A 15344-nucleotide genomic window follows, 5' to 3' on the forward strand; every position below is an offset into this window, starting at 1 on the left:
TTCACACGGCCTTCATCGGTGAGTGGTTTCTTACGGAGCGTGTCCGGGGAAGGCTGAGGGCAGCACGTCAGGGGGGATCCGCCCAACCCGTCGGAGGCCTGACCGATGCGACGTTTCACCACTCTCGTGATCACGGCTGTCGCCGCTGCGACCGCCTGGGCCCTGGGCGCCGGACCGGCGCTGGCCTACCCACCGACCCCGCCGTCCGCGAGTACGGCGGCCACCCAGCTGGCAGGTCTCACGGTGCGGACCGAGGGGTCCACCAGCGGCTACAGCCGCGACCTGTTCCCGCACTGGATCACCCAGTCCGGCACGTGTGACACCCGCGACCAGGTGCTCAAGCGCGACGGCTCCGGCGTCACCGTCGACGGCCAGTGCGAGCCGACCGCCGGCCGCTGGTACAGCGTGTACGACGCCACCTGGGTCGAGGACGACTCGTCGGTGGACATCGACCACATCGTCCCGCTCGCCGAGGCGTGGAAGTCCGGCGCCAACGCCTGGAGCACGTCCCGGCGGCAGCAGTTCGCGAACGACCTGGCGATCTCGCAGCTGATCGCGGTCTCGGCGTCGAGCAACCGCTCGAAGGGCGACAAGGACCCGTCGGCGTGGAAGCCGACCAACACCTCGGTGCACTGCATCTACGCGCGCGAGTGGATCTGGGTGAAGCACACGTACGGCCTCTCGCTGCAGTCCGCGGAGAAGACCGCGCTGCAGCAGATGCTGGGCGCCTGCTGACTCACTCCTCGAGCAGATGGCGGCGCTGGGCGTGGATCCCGGCCTGGAACCGGGTCCGCGCACCCAGCGTCTCCATCAGCTCGGCGACCCGGCGGCCGACCGTCCGGCTGCTCAGCCCGAGCTGCCGCGCGATCGCGTCGTCCTTGAACCCGGCGGCCAGCAACGTCATCAGCCGGGCGTCCTGCGGATCGGTCTTCGCCGGCGGCACGACCGGAACGGCCTGGTCCCACAGCAGGGTGAACATCGCGATCAGCGCGTCCAGCAGCGCACAGGGATGAACGACGAGGGCACTGTCGACCAGTTGGTCGACAGACAGCGGCAGCAGCGCGACCTTGCGGTCGAACACCGCGAGCTTCATCGGCACCTGCGGATGCACGCGTGACGTCTCACCGGCATCGGCCGCGCTGAACGCCTCGTCCACGCCACCCGGCACGTCGAGCGAATCGGGGGAGTAGATGCCCTGGACAACGACCCCCTCGCCGAGCAGGCCCCGCACCCGCGGGTCGGACTCACCCGGCTGGGACGCGTACGGCGGCCGGTCGAGCACCAGCAACTGCTCGCGCGTGCCGTTCAGCAACTGGGCGAACCGGGCCGCGATCGCCTCCTGCCCGACGATCACCTCGACCAGGTTCTCCGGCCGGTGCTGCTCCTGCGCCCGCAACTCGGTCAGCAGCACCCGGGCCTCCGCGCGGACCCGGTCCAACTCCGACCGCCGTACGGCGACCAGCGCGTCGACCGCGACGTCCGGGCGGGTCGGCAGCAGCCGGGGCGGGTCGTCGGCGGTGGTCGTCAGCAGCCCGAGGTCCTCGAGGCGCTCCACCGTCGCGAGCACGTCCGTCTGGTCCTGGTCGAGTCGCTTGGCGAGGTCGGTCAGCTCGCACCCCGGCGCCGCCAGGAGGGCCCGATAGGCCTCTTCGTCCGCCGGCTCCACGCCCAGCGACTCCAGCATGACAATCCTCCCGCGCGACCGGATTCCGGAAAGGCTATCTCGTCCGGTGGCCGGTGTGGATTCGTTTTCAGCTCGCTGGCGAGTTCGCGCCATGTCCGACATACGTCAGCCGGATGCATGGTGCCGACCGCCCCTGGATGGGGTACGACTAGCTGAGCAGGGCGCGCGCGGACCGGACAGGGGACGCCCGGTCAAGCCTCAACGCGCGCGCCCGCTCTTCCTTTCACCCGTAGGTACGTCCGCCAGATCCGGCGTTGCAGCAGCAGGGTGACCACGCCGGCCGCGGTCATCCCGCCGAGGTTGATCCCGAGCTGGGCGGCCGAGCCGCCGATCTGCTCCGGCGCCCAGACCGCGATCGACAAGGCCAGGTCACCCGCCGCCGGCACGGTCGTGACCGAGATGAAGACGCCGACCAGCGCGTTCGCCCGCCCCGCCGTCTGCGACAGCACCCCGGCACAGCCGGCCAGTACGGCGACCACCGCAGACCACTTGTCCGGACGCCAGATGAACCCGGTCAGCGGGCGGGCCGCGATCACGTCGCTGGTGTCGATCCAGCCGACCGCCCGCGCCACCAGCGCGGCCAAAGTGGTGACCACGATCGCCAGCAGGAAACCGAGCACGAGCAACCAGGCGGCACGCCAGGTCAGGCCGGCGTTGCCCAGGGCAAGCCCCACCGCCAGCGCCGCGACCACCCCGAACTCCGGCCCGACGACCATGGCACCGACCACCAGGATCGACGAATCGGTGATCACGGCAACGGCCGCGATCATCGTCGCCAGCGTGAGGAAGGCGTAGTACACCCAGGAACCCTTGGCCTCGTTGTAGGCCTTGTCGACGACCGCGTCCCAGATGACCGCGTCGTCGGGTGCGCCGGGCGCCGCCTTCTCCGCCTGCCGGGCGTTCCGCGAGGGGGCCGCGTCGACGAGGGCGATCGCCACCGAGCCGTCGTCGTACAGCCCCTGCTGTTTCAGCCAGCCGAGGATCTCCGAGGTGGCCTCGCGGGTGACGTCGCACTCGATCACGTCGCCCGCCGGCCGGTGGGCCGCACCGGGGAGCCGGACGATGCTGGTGACGCGGGGATCGTCGACGAGCGTGTCCAGGACGCGCTTGCTGCGATCCGGTGGGACGATGAGACGAAGGTGCATCACGGGCCACATGTTCGCAGGCCGCCGGTCACCTTCCGGTCACAGCCCGGTCGGGGTCACCGAAAGTACTGGCTGATGCACCCCGGGTGTGGTCGACTGTCGCACCGATCCAGGGAGGCGGGGATGAGCGAAAGTACGAGCGCGGCTGCTACCGCGGAGACCGGTAAGCGGCCGGAGCTGAAGCGGGTGATGGGCCCGGGGCTGTTGCTGCTGTTCGTGGTGGGGGACATTCTCGGGACCGGCGTGTACGCGCTGACCGGGAAGGTCGCCGGCGAGGTCGGCGGGGCCGTCTGGCTGCCGTTCCTGTGTGCGTTCGTGGTCGCGCTGCTGACCGCGACCGCCTACCTGGAGCTCGTCACGAAGTACCCGCGGGCCGGTGGAGCGGCGGTCTACACGCACAAGGCGTTCGGCATCCACTTCCTCACCTTCCTGCTGACCTTCGCGGTGATGTGCTCCGGCCTCACCTCGGCGTCGAGCGCGTCCAAGGCGTTCGCGGCGAACTTCTTCTCCGCCGTCGACATCGACCCCGACCGCGGGTCGCTGCTGATGATCACCTCGCTGTCCTTCATGGCGCTGATCGCGCTGGTCAACCTGCGCGGCGTCGGCGAGAGCGTCAAGGCGAACGTCGTGCTGACCTGTGTCGAGCTGTCCGGTCTGCTGATCGTGATCGCGATCGGCGTCTGGGCGATCGGCAGCGGCGACGGCGACACCTCCCGGCTGACCGAGTTCAACACCCCGTCGGGTGAGTCGGCGTTCGGCGCGGTGACCGCGGCGACCGCGCTGGCGTTCTTCGCGATGGTCGGCTTCGAGGACTCGGTGAACATGGCCGAGGAGACCAAGGACCCGGTCCGGATCTTCCCGAGGATCATGCTGATCGGCCTGTGCGTCACCGGCGTCATCTACGTCCTGGTCGCGATCTCGGCGGTCACTCTGGTATCACCGGACGACCTGAACGAGGGATCGACCCCGCTGCTGAAGGTGGTCTCGGCCGGCGCACCGGGCTTCCCACTGGAGGTCTTCGCCTGGATCACCATGTTCGCGGTCGCCAACTCGGCGCTGATCAACATGCTGATGGCCAGCCGGCTGCTGTACGGCATGGCGCACGAGCAGGTCCTGCCCGGTCCGCTCGGCCGCGTGCTGAACCGGCGGCGGACGCCGTACGTCGCGATCCTGTTCACCACGCTGCTCGCGTTCTTCCTGATCGGGTACGCCGACCTGGCCGCGCTCGGTGGTACGACGGCGTTCCTGCTGCTGTGCGTGTTCGCGATCGTGAACGTCGCCGTCCTGGTGCTGCGCCGGGACCGGGTGGAGCACAAGCACTTCCACGCACCGACCGTGCTGCCGGTGCTGGGTGCCGTGCTGTGCGTGTACCTGGCCAGCCCGTTGTCCGGCCGGGCGACCGCGGACTACAAGATCGCCGGCTGGCTGATGGTGATCGGCATCTTCTTGTGGATCATCACCTGGCTGCTCAACCGGTTCGTGTTCAACCGGCACCCCGACTTCGATCCGTCGCACATCGACCCGAGTGGTCCGGTGAACTGACCGGCAGCAGCGCGGCCACGACGACCGTGCCCAGGGCCGTGAGCCCGGTGGCGGCGGCGATCCAGCCGAGTGCGGGGTAGCCCGCACCGGCGTCGATCGCCAGCCCACCGAGCCACGGCCCGACGGTGATCCCGACGTTGAACGCGGAGAAGTTCGTCGCGGTCGCGAGGGTGGGCGCGTCGCCGGCCAGGCTGAACACGCGGGCGTTCAGGGCCGGGTTGGTCGCGAATCCGAAGCCGCCGAGCAGCGCGATCACGGAGACGGCGAGGACGGGACTGCCCGCGGTGATCGCGAGGGCCGCGGACAGCACGCTGAGGCCCGCGATCCCGGTGAACAGGGTGTGGAAGGGCAGCGCGTCCGCGGTCCGGCCGCCGAGCGTGATCCCGATGAACGAGCCGAGGCCGTAGAGCGCCAGTACGCCGGGCACAGCGCTCGGACTCAGCCCGGTGGTCTGGATGAGCAGCGGAGCGAGGTAGCTGAAGACCACGAGGATGGTCGTCGTCACCAGCGCAGTGGTCCCGAACGCGAGCCAGAGTCGCGAGTTCGCCAGGACCCGGAGCTCGTCGCGGAGGCGTGGCGTCGTCGCCGGGTCCGGGCGACCGGCCGGGATGGTGGCGAGGACGCCGGCCATCGCGACGACGCACAGTCCGGCGACGGTCCAGAACGCCGTACGCCAGCCGAGGTGCTGGCCCATCACCGTGCCCGCGGGCAGCCCGACGATGGTCGCGATGGTGAGCCCGCCGGTCACCACACTCATCGCCCGGGCGCGCGCGGTCGCCGGGACGAGCGCGACCACGGTCACGGCCGCGACCGACCAGAAGCCGGCGTAGACGAACGCGCCGACGATCCGGGTGATCAGCAGTACGGCGTAGTTCGGCGTGAGCGCACCGGCGACGTGCGTGAGCGCGAAGACCGCGAGGAAGAGCAGCAGCGCTGTACACCGGGACCAGGTGAGCGTGGCCACGGCCAGGACCGGTGCGCCGACCAGCATGCCGACGGCGAACGCGGAGATGAGCAGGCCGGTGGCCGGGATCGAGACGTGCAGATCCGCTGACAGCTCAGGGAGCAGTCCGGCGAGCATCAGCTCGGACGTGCCCTGAGCGAAGATGCTCAGGCCGAGGACGTAGACGGCCAGCGGCATCGCGATTCCCCCACACCTCATTCGACGGCAGCCACGGCGAGTATCGCGGACGTCACCCTCCGCTGTCGCCGCGCTGACCACAGACTGAGACTTGGGGCGGTACGGCATCGTTGAGGCATGAGCTTCCACACGCCGGCGCAGCGGAGCGGACGGACCGTCGACACGGCCCGGATCGGCGGCGGGCTGAAGTTGCTCGTCCTGCTGGTCGGGCTGATCTGGCTGAGCGAGATCGTCGACACGGCGCTCAACGGAGCCCTCGACCGGTACGGGATCATCTCGCGCGACCCGGAGGGCCTGCTCGGCGTCGTCACCGCGCCGTTCCTGCACCTCGGCTTCGGTCACCTGATCTCGAACACGCTGCCCTTGGTCACTCTCGGCGCGCTGATCGCGATCAGCGGTGCGGTCCGGCTGTTCGCGGTGACCGCGATCGTCACCGTGATCGGCGGCTTCGGGACCTGGCTGGTCTCGCCGCCGAACACGATCACGATCGGTGCCAGTGGGCTGGTGTTCGGCTTCGCGGCGTACCTGATCGCACGCGGGATCTTCAACCGGCGGCTGACCCAGGTGCTGGTCGGCGTCCTGGTCGTGCTGGTGTGGGGGAGTGCCCTCCTCGGCGGGCTGCTGCCGCAGGACGGCATCTCCTGGCAGGGCCACCTGTTCGGCGCGATCGCCGGCGTGATCGCCGCGTGGGTGCTCGCCGACGACCGCCCGAAGCGCCGCCCGGTCGTCTAGGCCTGCGCCCGGGTCGTCTAGTCCTGCGCCCCGGCCGGAGCCAGGGTCTGGCCCAGCGTCGCCGGGTCGGTGTTCGCGCCGCACACCACGACCACGACCTGCTCGCCGGGCGCCGGCTTGTACGCCCCGGACGTCAGCGCGGCGTACGCGACCGCGGCACCGTGCTCGACCGCCACGTGGTGGTCGCGCCACAGCTCATTGCGGGCAGCAACGATCGCGTCCTCGCCGACGAGCAGGGACGCGACGTCGTACCGCCGGACCGCCTCGAACGCCAGGTCACCCAGCCGCCGCGCACCGAGTGAGTCGGCCGCAACGCCACCGACCGGGCCGTCCGTCGGTTCGCCGGCTTCCAGAGCCCGGTGCAGGGTCGGGGCTAGTTCGGGCTCGACGCCGACGACACGCACGCTGTCACCGATCGCGGTCGCGATCCCGGCGATCAGTCCGCCACCGCCGACCGCGACCAGCACGGTGTCGAACGCCCCGACCTGGTCGACCAGCTCGAGCCCGACCGTGCCCTGGCCGGCAACGACCTCCGGCTGGTCGTACGCGTGCAGCAGGAGCGCACCGGACTCGTCCCTCGCCTGCAGGGCCGCGTTGTACGCCTCGGCGTACTCGTTCCCCGCCTGGACGACCTCGGCCTCCAGGGTGCGCAGCTTGGCGACCTTCGGCGCGGGTGCGGTGACCGGGACGAAGATCCGCGCGCGTACGCCGAGCTCGCGGGCCGCGTAGGCCGCGGCGAGACCCGCGTTGCCACCCGACGCGGTGACGATGCCTTGCCCGTCGAGCTCGCCGGTCTCCTTGGCGGCGAGCAGCCGGTTGAACGCGCCGCGCGGCTTGAACGAGCCGGTGTGCTGTAGCAGCTCGAGCTTGAACGTCAGGCCCGGAGCCACCTCGATCACCGGCGTCCGTCGTACCCGTCCGGCGATCCGCTCCGCCGCTGCCCGCACCTCACCGAGGCTTACCGTCATGCCCCAACCCTGCCACGATGACGGAATGGGTGCTTACCAGGACGACTACCGGCGGAGTCTTGACGATCCGGAAGCCTTCTGGCTCGACGCCGCGGATGCGATCTCGTGGACTCGGCCGCCGTCCCGCGCGCTGGACGACTCGGGCGCGCCGCTCTACCGGTGGTTCCCGGACGCCGAGCTGAACACGTCGTACAACGCGCTGGACCGGCACGTCGAGGCGGGCAACGGCGACCGGACCGCGCTGATCTACGACTCGCCCGTCACCGCGTCCCAGCGGACCCTGACCTATCAGGAACTGCGGGACGAAGTGGCGGTGTTCGCCGGCGCGCTGGCGTCGCTCGGGGTCGGCAAGGGCGACCGCGTCATCGTCTACATGCCGATGGTGCCGGAGGCCGTCATCACCATGCTGGCGTGCGCGCGGCTCGGCGCGATCCACTCGGTGGTGTTCGGCGGCTTCGCGCCCAAGGAACTCGCGGCCCGGATCGACGACGCCACGCCGCGGGTGATCGTGGCCGCGTCCTGCGGGATCGAGCCGACCCGCGTGGTCGAGTACAAACCGATCATCGACGCCGCCCTCGAGCTGACCCGGCATCGGCCCGAGCACACCGTCGTACTCCAACGGGAGGCGGCCGTCGCCAAGCTCGGTGAGCACGACCTCGACTGGTCCGAGCTCACCGCCGGCGCGCAGCCCGCCGACCCGGTTCCGGTGGCGGCGACGGATCCGCTCTACATCCTCTACACCTCGGGGACGACGGGGAAGCCGAAGGGCGTGGTCCGCGACAACGGCGGGCACGCGGTCGCGCTGTCCTGGTCGATGCGCGCGGTCTATGACATCGGCCCGGGCGACGTGTGGTGGACGGCGTCCGACGTCGGCTGGGTCGTCGGCCACTCCTACATCGTCTACGCGCCCCTGCTGGTCGGCGCGACCACCGTGCTGTACGAGGGGAAACCGGTCGGTACTCCGGATGCCGGTGCGTTCTGGCGGGTGATCGCCGAGCACCGGGCGAAGGCGCTCTTCACCGCACCGACCGCGTTCCGCGCGATCAAGAAGGTCGACCCCTCGGCGGCCGAGGTGCCGAAGTACGACCTCGGCGCCTTCCGCACCCTGTTCCTCGCCGGCGAGCGGCTCGATCCGGAGACGTACCACTGGGCGCACGAGCACCTCGGCGTACCGGTGGTCGACCACTGGTGGCAGACCGAGACCGGCTGGCCGATCGCCGCCAACCCCCGCGGCCTCGAGCCGCTCCCGACCAAACCCGGCTCGGCCACGGTCCCGATGCCCGGCTGGGACCTGCGGATCCTCGACGCCGCCGGCACCCGGCTGCCGGCGGGGGAGGAGGGCGCGATCGCGATCCGGCTGCCGCTGCCGCCGGGTGCGCTGCCGACGCTGTGGGGCGACGACCAGCGCTACGTCGACAACTACCTCAGCCGGTACGACGGCTACTACCTGACCGGTGACTCCGGCCACGTCGACGAGGACGGGTACGTCTTCGTGATGGGCCGGACCGACGACGTCATCAACGTGGCCGGACACCGGTTGTCGACGGGCAGCATGGAGGCGGTGCTCGCGGCCCATCCGGCGGTGGCCGAGTGCGCGGTGATCGGCGTCCACGACCCGGTGAAAGGCCAGTTGCCCCGCGGGCTCGTCGTGCTCAAGGCCGGCGCGGACATCGCGGACGACGTACTGCGGGACGAGTTGGTGGCCGCCGTACGACGCGACATCGGGCCGGTCGCCGCCTTCCGGGACGTGGCGGTGGTCGACGCCCTGCCGAAGACCCGCTCCGGGAAGATCCTCCGCAAGACCATGCGCGGCATTGCCGACGGCCGGGACGAGCCGATCCCGTCCACGATCGAGGACCCCGCCGTCCTCGACGCCCTCCGACCCGTCCTGCGCCGGCCGGACTGAGCGTCGTTGCGCACGGCACGGAATGTGCGCGGGCGCGGGCGGGTTAGGCTCAGGTATGCGAGTCGTGATTGCGGGTGGACACGGGCAGATCGCGCTGCGGCTGACGAAGCTGCTGGCCGAGGGCGGACACGAGGTGGTCGGCCTGATCCGGAACCCGGACCACGAGGCCGACGTCGCGGCCGCCGGTGGGCAGGCCGCCGTCCTGGACCTCGAGCAGGCCGACGCCGCCGCGGTGGCCGAGGTGCTGTCCGGCGCGGACGTGGCCGTCTTCGCCGCGGGCGCCGGCCCGGGCAGCGGGAAGGCGCGGAAGGACACGGTCGACCGGGGCGCGGCCGCGCTGTTCGCCGACGCGGCCGAGCAGGCCGGCGTACGACGGCATCTCCAGGTCGGATCGATGGGCGCCGACCGGGCCGACTCGCTCACCGACGACGAGGTGTTCACCGTCTACCTGAAGGCGAAGTGGGCCGCCGAGGAGGATCTGCGGCGGCGCGACCTGGACTGGACGATCCTGCGTCCGGGCGGCCTCACCGACGACCCGGGCACCGGCCAGGTCCTGCTCGCGGACAAGACCGGCAACGGCAGGATCAGCCGCGACGACGTCGCGCTCGTGCTCGCCGGCCTCTGCGAAACCCCGGCCGCGATCGGCCGGACCCTCGAACTCGTCGCCGGCCAGACCCCGGTGGCCGAGGCTCTGAAGAATCTCTGACGTTGCCACAAGCAACAGAATGTGACGGTTATGGGCGACACACTCCGGCAGGTGCAGTTCGAGCGCCTGGCCAACAGCAGCTACGAGGTCCGCAACGCACGCGGCGGCACCATCCGGGTCGGGTCCGGCGGTGACGACACCGACTTCACCCCGGTCGAGCTGCTGCTGGCCGCGATCGGCACCTGCTCCGCGATCGACGTCGACATCGTGGTCAGCCGGCGCGCCGAGCCGACCGAGTTCCGCGCGGTCGTCCGTGGCGACAAGGTCCGCGACGCCGAGGAGGGCAACCGGATGGAGAACCTCGCGGTCGAGTTCACCGTCCGCTTCCCCGACGGCGAGGACGGCGACAAGGCCCGCGAGGCCCTGCCGCGCGCGGTGAAGATGTCCCACGACCGCCTCTGCACCGTCAGCCGGACGGTCGAGCTCGGCACCCCGGTCACCACCACGGTCGACGAGACGGTCTGAGTCACCCGCCCAGGAACTCGTGGACGCCGCGGAGGCGGGTCCGCAGCCGGGTCTGGGTCCGCTTGCCGTCCAGGCGCACGTCGGACGGCGAACCGGGTGTGAACGGCAGGGCCTGTGGATCGAGGCCGTCGCGGACGGCGATCAACCGGCCGAGCTCGAGCCGGTCGACCGCGTCCGGGCCGGCCACGTGCGCCGTACCCTGCACGTCGGACTCCAGCAGCTCGAGGAGCGCCGACGCCAGGTCGGTCACGTGGACCGGGCAGCGGATGTTGCCGGTGTAGAGCGCTCCCCGCTCACCGGCGGCGAGCGCGTGCACGAATCGCTCGGTGGTCGACTCACCGGCGGACCCGATGATCAGCGACGTCCGCGCGATCACCGCCGACGGGTGGACCGCGCGGACGACCGTCTCCGCGGCCGCCTTCGCCGCGCCGTACGGCGTGACCGGGCACGGGATCGCATCCTCGTCGTACGGCTCGACGCCGCCGCCGAAGACCACGTCGGTCGAGACGAACACGAGCCGGGCGTCGTGGCCGGCGAGGGCGATGTTCGCGGCGCCAACGGCCGTCGTCGCCCAGTCGGACTGCAGGTAGGCCGCGTGCACGATGCCGTCGGGGCGCACCTTCCGGATGACGTCCTCGACGTCGCCGCGGTCCCGCACGTCCATCCGGGTCCCATCGGGAACTGGCTGTCTGTGGTACGTCGGTACCACCTCGTGCTCGGCCAGCCGCACGACCTCGCTCCCCAGTAGCCCAGCGGCTCCAGTGACGAGCACCCTCACGAACCAAGCCTACGACGATGCGGCCGGTCTCAGCGCCGGTCGGGCGTGGGGTCCTGCTGCGGGCCGCGGTACGGGAGGGTCTGGGTGTAGACGAGGTTCGTGGTGGTGCTGCCGAACTCGGTGAGCTCGTTGACCAGCTCCTCCAGGTGCGGCATCGACGCGGCCGCGACCTTGAGCGTGTAGCAGTCGTCCCCGGTGGTCCGCAGGCACTCGAGGATCTCGTGCCGGGCCTTCAGCAACTGGTGCAGCGGCTCGTGCTTGTTGCCCGGGTACTTCAGCCGGACGACAGCCAGCACCGGGTACCCCACCTTCGTCAGGTCGACCTCGGCGCGGTAGCCGCTGATGATCCCGGTCGACTCCAGCCGGCGGACCCGCTCGGTGGCAGCCGAGGCGCTCAGGTTCACCCGGCGCCCCAGCTCGGTCAGCGACATCCGGCCGTCGTTCTGCAGCTCGGCCAGGATGGCCCAGTCGGTCGGATCGAGACTCTCGGTCATAGCGCGAATATACCGGCGATTCCACGGCCGCAGGGACCCGATGCCGGGAGGATTCCCTTCAATTCCGGGTGTGCGGCTGGATAGCCTGAACGGCGTGGAAATCGGTGTGAACGTCCCCAACTTCGGCCCCGGCACGAATCCCGCCCGGCTGCGCGACTGGGCCCGCACGGTCGAGGGGCTCGGCTACGACCTGCTGATGGTGTCCGACCACGTCGCCATCACCGCGGACGTGGCCGAGCAGTACCCGGCGCCCTTCTACGAGCCGTTCACCACGCTGAGCTGGCTGGCTGGCGTCACCGAGCGGGTCCGGCTGGGCACCACCGTCCTGATTGCCCCGTACCGGCATCCGTTGCTGACGGCAAGAATGGCGGCGAACCTGCACCAGCTGAGCGGCGGCCGGCTCGTCCTCGGTCTGGGCGTCGGCTGGGCCCGGCAGGAGTTCGAGGCGCTCGGCGCCGACTTCGACCGCCGCGGCCAGGTCACCGACGAGACGCTGATCGCGATCCGGCAGGCCTGGGAGAACGACAAGGACTACGGCGACGGCCACATCCCGCTGTGGATCGGCGGCCGCAGTACGGCAGGTCTGCGCCGGGCGGTCCGCCTCGGCGACGCCTGGCATCCGCTCCGGGAGCGGGTCGACTGGATGAGTACGGCGCTGGACCGGCTGCGGACGATCGCGGCCGACGAGGGCCGGCCGGTGCCGGCGTTCGCGCCCCGGATCCTGCTCCGGCTGACCCCGGACCCGCTGCCCGACGACGAGCGGGTCGCGGGGGAGGGCTCGCTCGACCAGGTGCTGGCCGACCTCGACGTACTCCGTGACCTCGGAGCGCGGAGCGTCGTACTGGACCCCTTCGTGGGTGATCCGGCCGAGACCGAACGGCCCGAGGTGGCCTGGCAGGCGCTGGCGACGATCGCCGCGCACCGACGATGGGAGAACGCATGACCCCCGAGGCCGAAGGCTTCCTCCGCCGCGCGATCGAGCTGGCCGCGGCCGCCCGGCAGGCCGGCAACCCGCCGTTCGGCTCGCTGCTGGTCGGCCCGGACGGGACGGTGCTCGCCGAGGAGCAGAACTCGACGATCACCGACCGGGACGTCAGCTTCCACCCGGAGCTCAAGCTCGCGGTGTGGGCGGCGCGCGAGCTCGACCCGGAGACAGCCGCGGGAACGACGATGTACACGAGTTGCCAGCCATGCGAGATGTGCTCGGGCGCGCTGGCCCGCTCCGGACTCGGACGGGTGGTGTACGCGCTGTCCGGCGAGCAGCTCAACGGACTCAGGTCGGCCGGCGGCTTCCCCGCCGTACCGCAGGAAGGTCCGGCGCTGTACGACGAGGCGAAGGTGCCGGTCGCCGGGTACTACCCGTAGACCGGCACCACTCGCGGCTCAGATCGGGCCGAGACAGAGCGTGTACTTCTGCGACCCGACCTCCGAGGTGTACGCCGCCTCGTAGCCGGGGAACTGGTCGCACCGGGAGTCGTCGACGGTGCCGTCGAGCTTGCCGACGACCTTGTACTCCGCCTCGGACGACGCGCAGTCCACGACCTCGACGTTCGGGCTGACCGCGGTGCCCTTGTTCACCACGCAGGCACCGACCTCGGCCTCGGACGCGGTCGTGGTGCTCAGATTGATCACCACGATCGCGGTGATGAGCGCGATCGGGAGCAGCAGCATCAGGACCGCCGGCCGCCGGAACAGCGGCTTGCCCGGATCCATCGGCCGGCCGGGCGCACCCGGCGCCGGGTCGGGGAGCTTGCGGAACTTCGCCCAGGGCTCGAGGTTCATCAGCATCGTGATCGGGTTGACGATCATCGAGCCGATACCCCACCAGCCCTGCAGCATGCTCTTGGCCGTCATCTCGCGGACGGTCGCGATGCCACAGGTCTTGCAGAACGGGCCCTGCAGCTTGAGGAACCGCATCACCACGATCATGCCCTGGTGACCGCGCACGGTCGCCTGCTCCGCCGGAAACGCCCCACAGAACCGGCACTGCAAAACATTCTGCGGCATCGGCTGCTGATGCTGCCCCGGCTGCTGGTAGGGGCTGCCGGGCTGCGGGAAGGGCTGGGTGGGCTGGTGCGGCTGGTTCGGTGCCTGCTGGAACGGCTGCGGCGGCTGCTCGTAGGACTGCGGCGGGCCGGCCGGTTGAGCCTGCGGCTGGGCGTACTGGGGGAACTGCTCCGGCGGAGGTCCGTAACCGCCCGGGTGGCCGGGGTACGGGTTCTGCGGGGGCTGAGGAGGGGATGTGGTCACGGACGCCTTCTGGAAGATGATGACGGAACAGGTCGAACCACCGCACCCTACTCACCCCAGTGGTCCATCCGACCGGGTTCGTATGGCACGGTGACGCCCATGCTCACCACCGGCCCGCTGGAACCGTCCGACAGCACCGCCTGGCAGCAACTGTTTGCCGGCTACAACGAGTTCTACGGCCGCACGATGACGAACGACTTCTACGATCAGGCCTGGACCAGATTCCAGCGGGGGCAGGAGATCCACGCCCTCGGCGCCCGCCTCGACGATCGGCTGGTCGGCATCGCGCACTTCCTCACGCACGCGAGTACGACGTCACCCGACTCCTGCTATCTGCAAGACCTGTTCACCGCCGCCGAGGCGCGCGGCCAGGGTGCCGCCCGCGCGTTGCTCACCGCGGTCACCGACTGGGCGAAGGAGCGCGGCTGCGGTCGCGTCTACTGGTCCACGCACGAGTCCAACGCGACCGCCCGCCACCTGTACGACCAGGTCGCCGAGAACCGCGGTTTCATCCTTTACACGATCCCGCTGTAGCGAGACGCGAGTTCGCTGCCGAGGCGGGCCAGTTCGGCTTGCACCGATGGTGGGTCGATCACCTCGATGGACCCACCCCAGCCGGCCAAGTGCTGGGCGATCATCAGCGGGGTCGGCGCGGTCACCTTGATCCGCACCCGGTCGCCCTCCGTCCCGTCCACCTCGCAGTGGCGCCCGAGCCGGTCCTGCATCACCCACAGGTGCCGCCGGTCCATCAGCACGGTCGCGGTCAGTCCGGACCGTCGTTCCTCCATCTGCTCGACGATCTCGTTCCACGCCGCGGTCAGGTCGAAGTCGGCCGGCCGCTCGAACGTCTCGCCGGTCACCTGCGCCGACACCACCCGCTCCACCCGGAACGTGCGTTGCCCCTTCGGCGTCCGGGCGATCAGGTACCAGATGTCGTCCTTGTCCACGAGTCCGAGCGGATCGACCACGCGTTCCGACTGCTCCCGCCCGCGTCCCGCGTAGACCAGTCGCACCTTCAGCCGCCGTACGACGGCGTCCTGCAACCGCCGTACCAGCTCGGGACGTTCCTTGGTGTGCTCGCCCCAGCGGGCCGGGTCGATGACGACCGCCTCGGCCGCGGCCTCCGCCTCCTCACGGAACGTCTGGGGGAGTGCGCGCACGAGCTTCCGCAACGCCGCCTTCGCGTCCGGGGCGATCGACGCCGCCGGCCCGACGAGCAGAAACAAGGCCTGCGCCTCGGGCGCGGTCAGTCCACTGAGGTCGGTCCGCGCTCCGCCGATCAGCTGCCAACCGCCGTTGCGTCCCGGCTGTGGATAGACCGGGATGCCGGCCGTCGACAACGCCTCGAGATCTCGGCGCGCCGTCGCCACCGAGATCTCCAGCTCCGCGGCCACCTCGGCCGCGGTCACCCGGCCGCGCGCCTGCATCAGCAGCAGCACCGCCACCAGTCGATCCGCCCGCACCCACCCATGCTCCCAGACAAACCGCTCACCCGCTGAGCACTTATCCAGTACACGCACAGTTGCCGGTAAG

17 protein-coding genes are annotated in these 15344 nt (G+C 70.7%); 9 read left to right on the plus strand and 8 right to left on the minus strand.

All coding sequences use genetic code 11. The annotated features are described in order from the left end of the window. The first annotated feature begins 105 nt into the window (after nt 1-105). Nucleotides 106-735: an HNH endonuclease family protein gene (locus ACQPYZ_RS17915; RefSeq protein WP_433156931.1), complete on the plus strand. Its 630-nt coding sequence runs from the start codon at nt 106-108 to the stop codon at nt 733-735. A 1-nt stretch (nt 736) separates the two neighbouring features. Here ACQPYZ_RS17915 and ACQPYZ_RS17920 read toward each other — a convergent pair whose 3' ends face one another. After that, a complete protein-coding gene (locus ACQPYZ_RS17920; RefSeq protein ID WP_433156934.1) occupies nt 737-1684 on the minus strand; it encodes a LuxR C-terminal-related transcriptional regulator in 948 nt (315 codons plus the stop codon). A 191-nt stretch (nt 1685-1875) separates the two neighbouring features. Beyond that, the gene (locus ACQPYZ_RS17925) at nt 1876-2829 is read right to left on the minus strand and encodes a DUF389 domain-containing protein (protein WP_433156937.1); all 954 of its coding nucleotides are present in this window, start codon (nt 2827-2829) and stop codon (nt 1876-1878) included. A 123-nt stretch (nt 2830-2952) separates the two neighbouring features. Here ACQPYZ_RS17925 and ACQPYZ_RS17930 point away from each other — a divergent pair, with 123 nt between their 5' ends. Beyond that, on the plus strand, nt 2953-4371 hold the full coding sequence (locus ACQPYZ_RS17930) for an APC family permease (RefSeq protein ID WP_433156940.1): 1419 nt from the start codon (nt 2953-2955) through the stop codon (nt 4369-4371). On the opposite strand, the gene ACQPYZ_RS17935 is transcribed toward ACQPYZ_RS17930, so the two are convergent. Next, a complete protein-coding gene (locus tag ACQPYZ_RS17935; RefSeq protein ID WP_433156943.1) occupies nt 4313-5512 on the minus strand; it encodes a Cmx/CmrA family chloramphenicol efflux MFS transporter in 1200 nt (399 codons plus the stop codon). The two genes, ACQPYZ_RS17930 and ACQPYZ_RS17935, sit on opposite strands and share 59 nt — an antisense overlap. 117 nt (nt 5513-5629) lie before the next feature. Between ACQPYZ_RS17935 and ACQPYZ_RS17940 the strand changes: the two genes are divergently transcribed. After that, nucleotides 5630-6244: a rhomboid family intramembrane serine protease gene (locus ACQPYZ_RS17940; protein WP_433156946.1), complete on the plus strand. Its 615-nt coding sequence runs from the start codon at nt 5630-5632 to the stop codon at nt 6242-6244. A gap of 17 nt (nt 6245-6261) precedes the next feature. Here the strand turns inward: ACQPYZ_RS17940 and ACQPYZ_RS17945 are convergent, their stop codons facing one another. Beyond that, a complete protein-coding gene (locus tag ACQPYZ_RS17945) occupies nt 6262-7212 on the minus strand; it encodes a threonine/serine dehydratase (protein WP_433156949.1) in 951 nt (316 codons plus the stop codon). 25 nt (nt 7213-7237) lie between these two features. Here ACQPYZ_RS17945 and ACQPYZ_RS17950 point away from each other — a divergent pair, with 25 nt between their 5' ends. From ACQPYZ_RS17950 to ACQPYZ_RS17960, 3 genes are read left to right on the plus strand one after another with little or no spacing between them, the layout of a single operon-like run. Continuing rightward, nucleotides 7238-9118: a propionyl-CoA synthetase gene (locus ACQPYZ_RS17950; protein ID WP_433156952.1), complete on the plus strand. Its 1881-nt coding sequence runs from the start codon at nt 7238-7240 to the stop codon at nt 9116-9118. 55 nt (nt 9119-9173) lie between these two features. Then, the gene (locus tag ACQPYZ_RS17955; RefSeq protein WP_433156955.1) at nt 9174-9824 is read left to right on the plus strand and encodes an SDR family oxidoreductase; all 651 of its coding nucleotides are present in this window, start codon (nt 9174-9176) and stop codon (nt 9822-9824) included. 30 nt (nt 9825-9854) lie between these two features. Continuing rightward, nucleotides 9855-10289: an OsmC family protein gene (locus ACQPYZ_RS17960; protein WP_433156958.1), complete on the plus strand. Its 435-nt coding sequence runs from the start codon at nt 9855-9857 to the stop codon at nt 10287-10289. Nucleotide 10290: 1 nt separating this feature from the next. Here the strand turns inward: ACQPYZ_RS17960 and ACQPYZ_RS17965 are convergent, their stop codons facing one another. Both ACQPYZ_RS17965 and ACQPYZ_RS17970 read right to left on the minus strand, forming a co-directional pair. Beyond that, on the minus strand, nt 10291-11067 hold the full coding sequence (locus tag ACQPYZ_RS17965) for an SDR family oxidoreductase (RefSeq protein ID WP_433156961.1): 777 nt from the start codon (nt 11065-11067) through the stop codon (nt 10291-10293). A gap of 29 nt (nt 11068-11096) precedes the next feature. After that, nucleotides 11097-11561 carry an Lrp/AsnC family transcriptional regulator gene (locus tag ACQPYZ_RS17970; protein WP_433156963.1) on the minus strand — a complete coding sequence of 155 codons (465 nt, stop codon included), beginning with the start codon at nt 11559-11561 and terminating at the stop codon, nt 11097-11099. 94 nt (nt 11562-11655) lie between these two features. On the opposite strand from ACQPYZ_RS17970, the gene ACQPYZ_RS17975 reads away from it, so the two are divergent. Both ACQPYZ_RS17975 and ACQPYZ_RS17980 read left to right on the plus strand, forming a co-directional pair. After that, entirely contained in the window at nt 11656-12504 is an 849-nt protein-coding gene (locus tag ACQPYZ_RS17975; protein WP_433156966.1) for an LLM class flavin-dependent oxidoreductase, read from the plus strand. After that, the gene (locus tag ACQPYZ_RS17980; RefSeq protein ID WP_433156969.1) at nt 12501-12926 is read left to right on the plus strand and encodes a nucleoside deaminase; all 426 of its coding nucleotides are present in this window, start codon (nt 12501-12503) and stop codon (nt 12924-12926) included. The genes ACQPYZ_RS17975 and ACQPYZ_RS17980 overlap by 4 nt, the downstream gene beginning before the upstream one ends. Before the next feature lie 18 nt (nt 12927-12944). On the opposite strand, the gene ACQPYZ_RS17985 is transcribed toward ACQPYZ_RS17980, so the two are convergent. After that, nucleotides 12945-13811, minus strand: coding sequence for an LppU/SCO3897 family protein (locus ACQPYZ_RS17985; protein ID WP_433156971.1), 867 nt, complete (start codon nt 13809-13811; stop codon nt 12945-12947). 99 nt (nt 13812-13910) lie between these two features. Here ACQPYZ_RS17985 and ACQPYZ_RS17990 point away from each other — a divergent pair, with 99 nt between their 5' ends. Next, the gene (locus ACQPYZ_RS17990) at nt 13911-14345 is read left to right on the plus strand and encodes a GNAT family N-acetyltransferase (protein ID WP_433156974.1); all 435 of its coding nucleotides are present in this window, start codon (nt 13911-13913) and stop codon (nt 14343-14345) included. On the opposite strand, the gene ACQPYZ_RS17995 is transcribed toward ACQPYZ_RS17990, so the two are convergent. Continuing rightward, nucleotides 14327-15274, minus strand: a complete 948-nt coding sequence (locus tag ACQPYZ_RS17995) for a helix-turn-helix transcriptional regulator (RefSeq protein WP_433156977.1) — start codon at nt 15272-15274, stop codon at nt 14327-14329. The two genes, ACQPYZ_RS17990 and ACQPYZ_RS17995, sit on opposite strands and share 19 nt — an antisense overlap. Nucleotides 15275-15344 lie beyond the last annotated feature (70 nt).

The organism is Kribbella sp. CA-247076 (assembly GCF_050942445.1).
GTDB lineage: Bacteria > Actinomycetota > Actinomycetes > Propionibacteriales > Kribbellaceae > Kribbella.

Excerpts from the sequence above, each read along its gene's own strand:
- ACQPYZ_RS17960 (WP_433156958.1), top strand. The coding sequence starts at position 9,855 with ATGGGCGACACACTCCGGCAGGTGCAGTTCGAGCGCCTGGCCAACAGC.
- ACQPYZ_RS17950 (WP_433156952.1), top strand. The coding sequence starts at position 7,238 with ATGGGTGCTTACCAGGACGACTACCGGCGGAGTCTTGACGATCCGGAA.
- ACQPYZ_RS17970 (WP_433156963.1), bottom strand. The coding sequence starts at position 11,561 with ATGACCGAGAGTCTCGATCCGACCGACTGGGCCATCCTGGCCGAGCTG.
- ACQPYZ_RS17945 (WP_433156949.1), bottom strand. The coding sequence starts at position 7,212 with ATGACGGTAAGCCTCGGTGAGGTGCGGGCAGCGGCGGAGCGGATCGCC.
- ACQPYZ_RS17915 (WP_433156931.1), top strand. The coding sequence starts at position 106 with ATGCGACGTTTCACCACTCTCGTGATCACGGCTGTCGCCGCTGCGACC.
- ACQPYZ_RS17955 (WP_433156955.1), top strand. The coding sequence starts at position 9,174 with ATGCGAGTCGTGATTGCGGGTGGACACGGGCAGATCGCGCTGCGGCTG.
- ACQPYZ_RS17940 (WP_433156946.1), top strand. The coding sequence starts at position 5,630 with ATGAGCTTCCACACGCCGGCGCAGCGGAGCGGACGGACCGTCGACACG.
- ACQPYZ_RS17990 (WP_433156974.1), top strand. The coding sequence starts at position 13,911 with ATGCTCACCACCGGCCCGCTGGAACCGTCCGACAGCACCGCCTGGCAG.
- ACQPYZ_RS17925 (WP_433156937.1), bottom strand. The coding sequence starts at position 2,829 with ATGCACCTTCGTCTCATCGTCCCACCGGATCGCAGCAAGCGCGTCCTG.
- ACQPYZ_RS17920 (WP_433156934.1), bottom strand. The coding sequence starts at position 1,684 with ATGCTGGAGTCGCTGGGCGTGGAGCCGGCGGACGAAGAGGCCTATCGG.
- ACQPYZ_RS17930 (WP_433156940.1), top strand. The coding sequence starts at position 2,953 with ATGAGCGAAAGTACGAGCGCGGCTGCTACCGCGGAGACCGGTAAGCGG.
- ACQPYZ_RS17935 (WP_433156943.1), bottom strand. The coding sequence starts at position 5,512 with ATGCCGCTGGCCGTCTACGTCCTCGGCCTGAGCATCTTCGCTCAGGGC.
- ACQPYZ_RS17980 (WP_433156969.1), top strand. The coding sequence starts at position 12,501 with ATGACCCCCGAGGCCGAAGGCTTCCTCCGCCGCGCGATCGAGCTGGCC.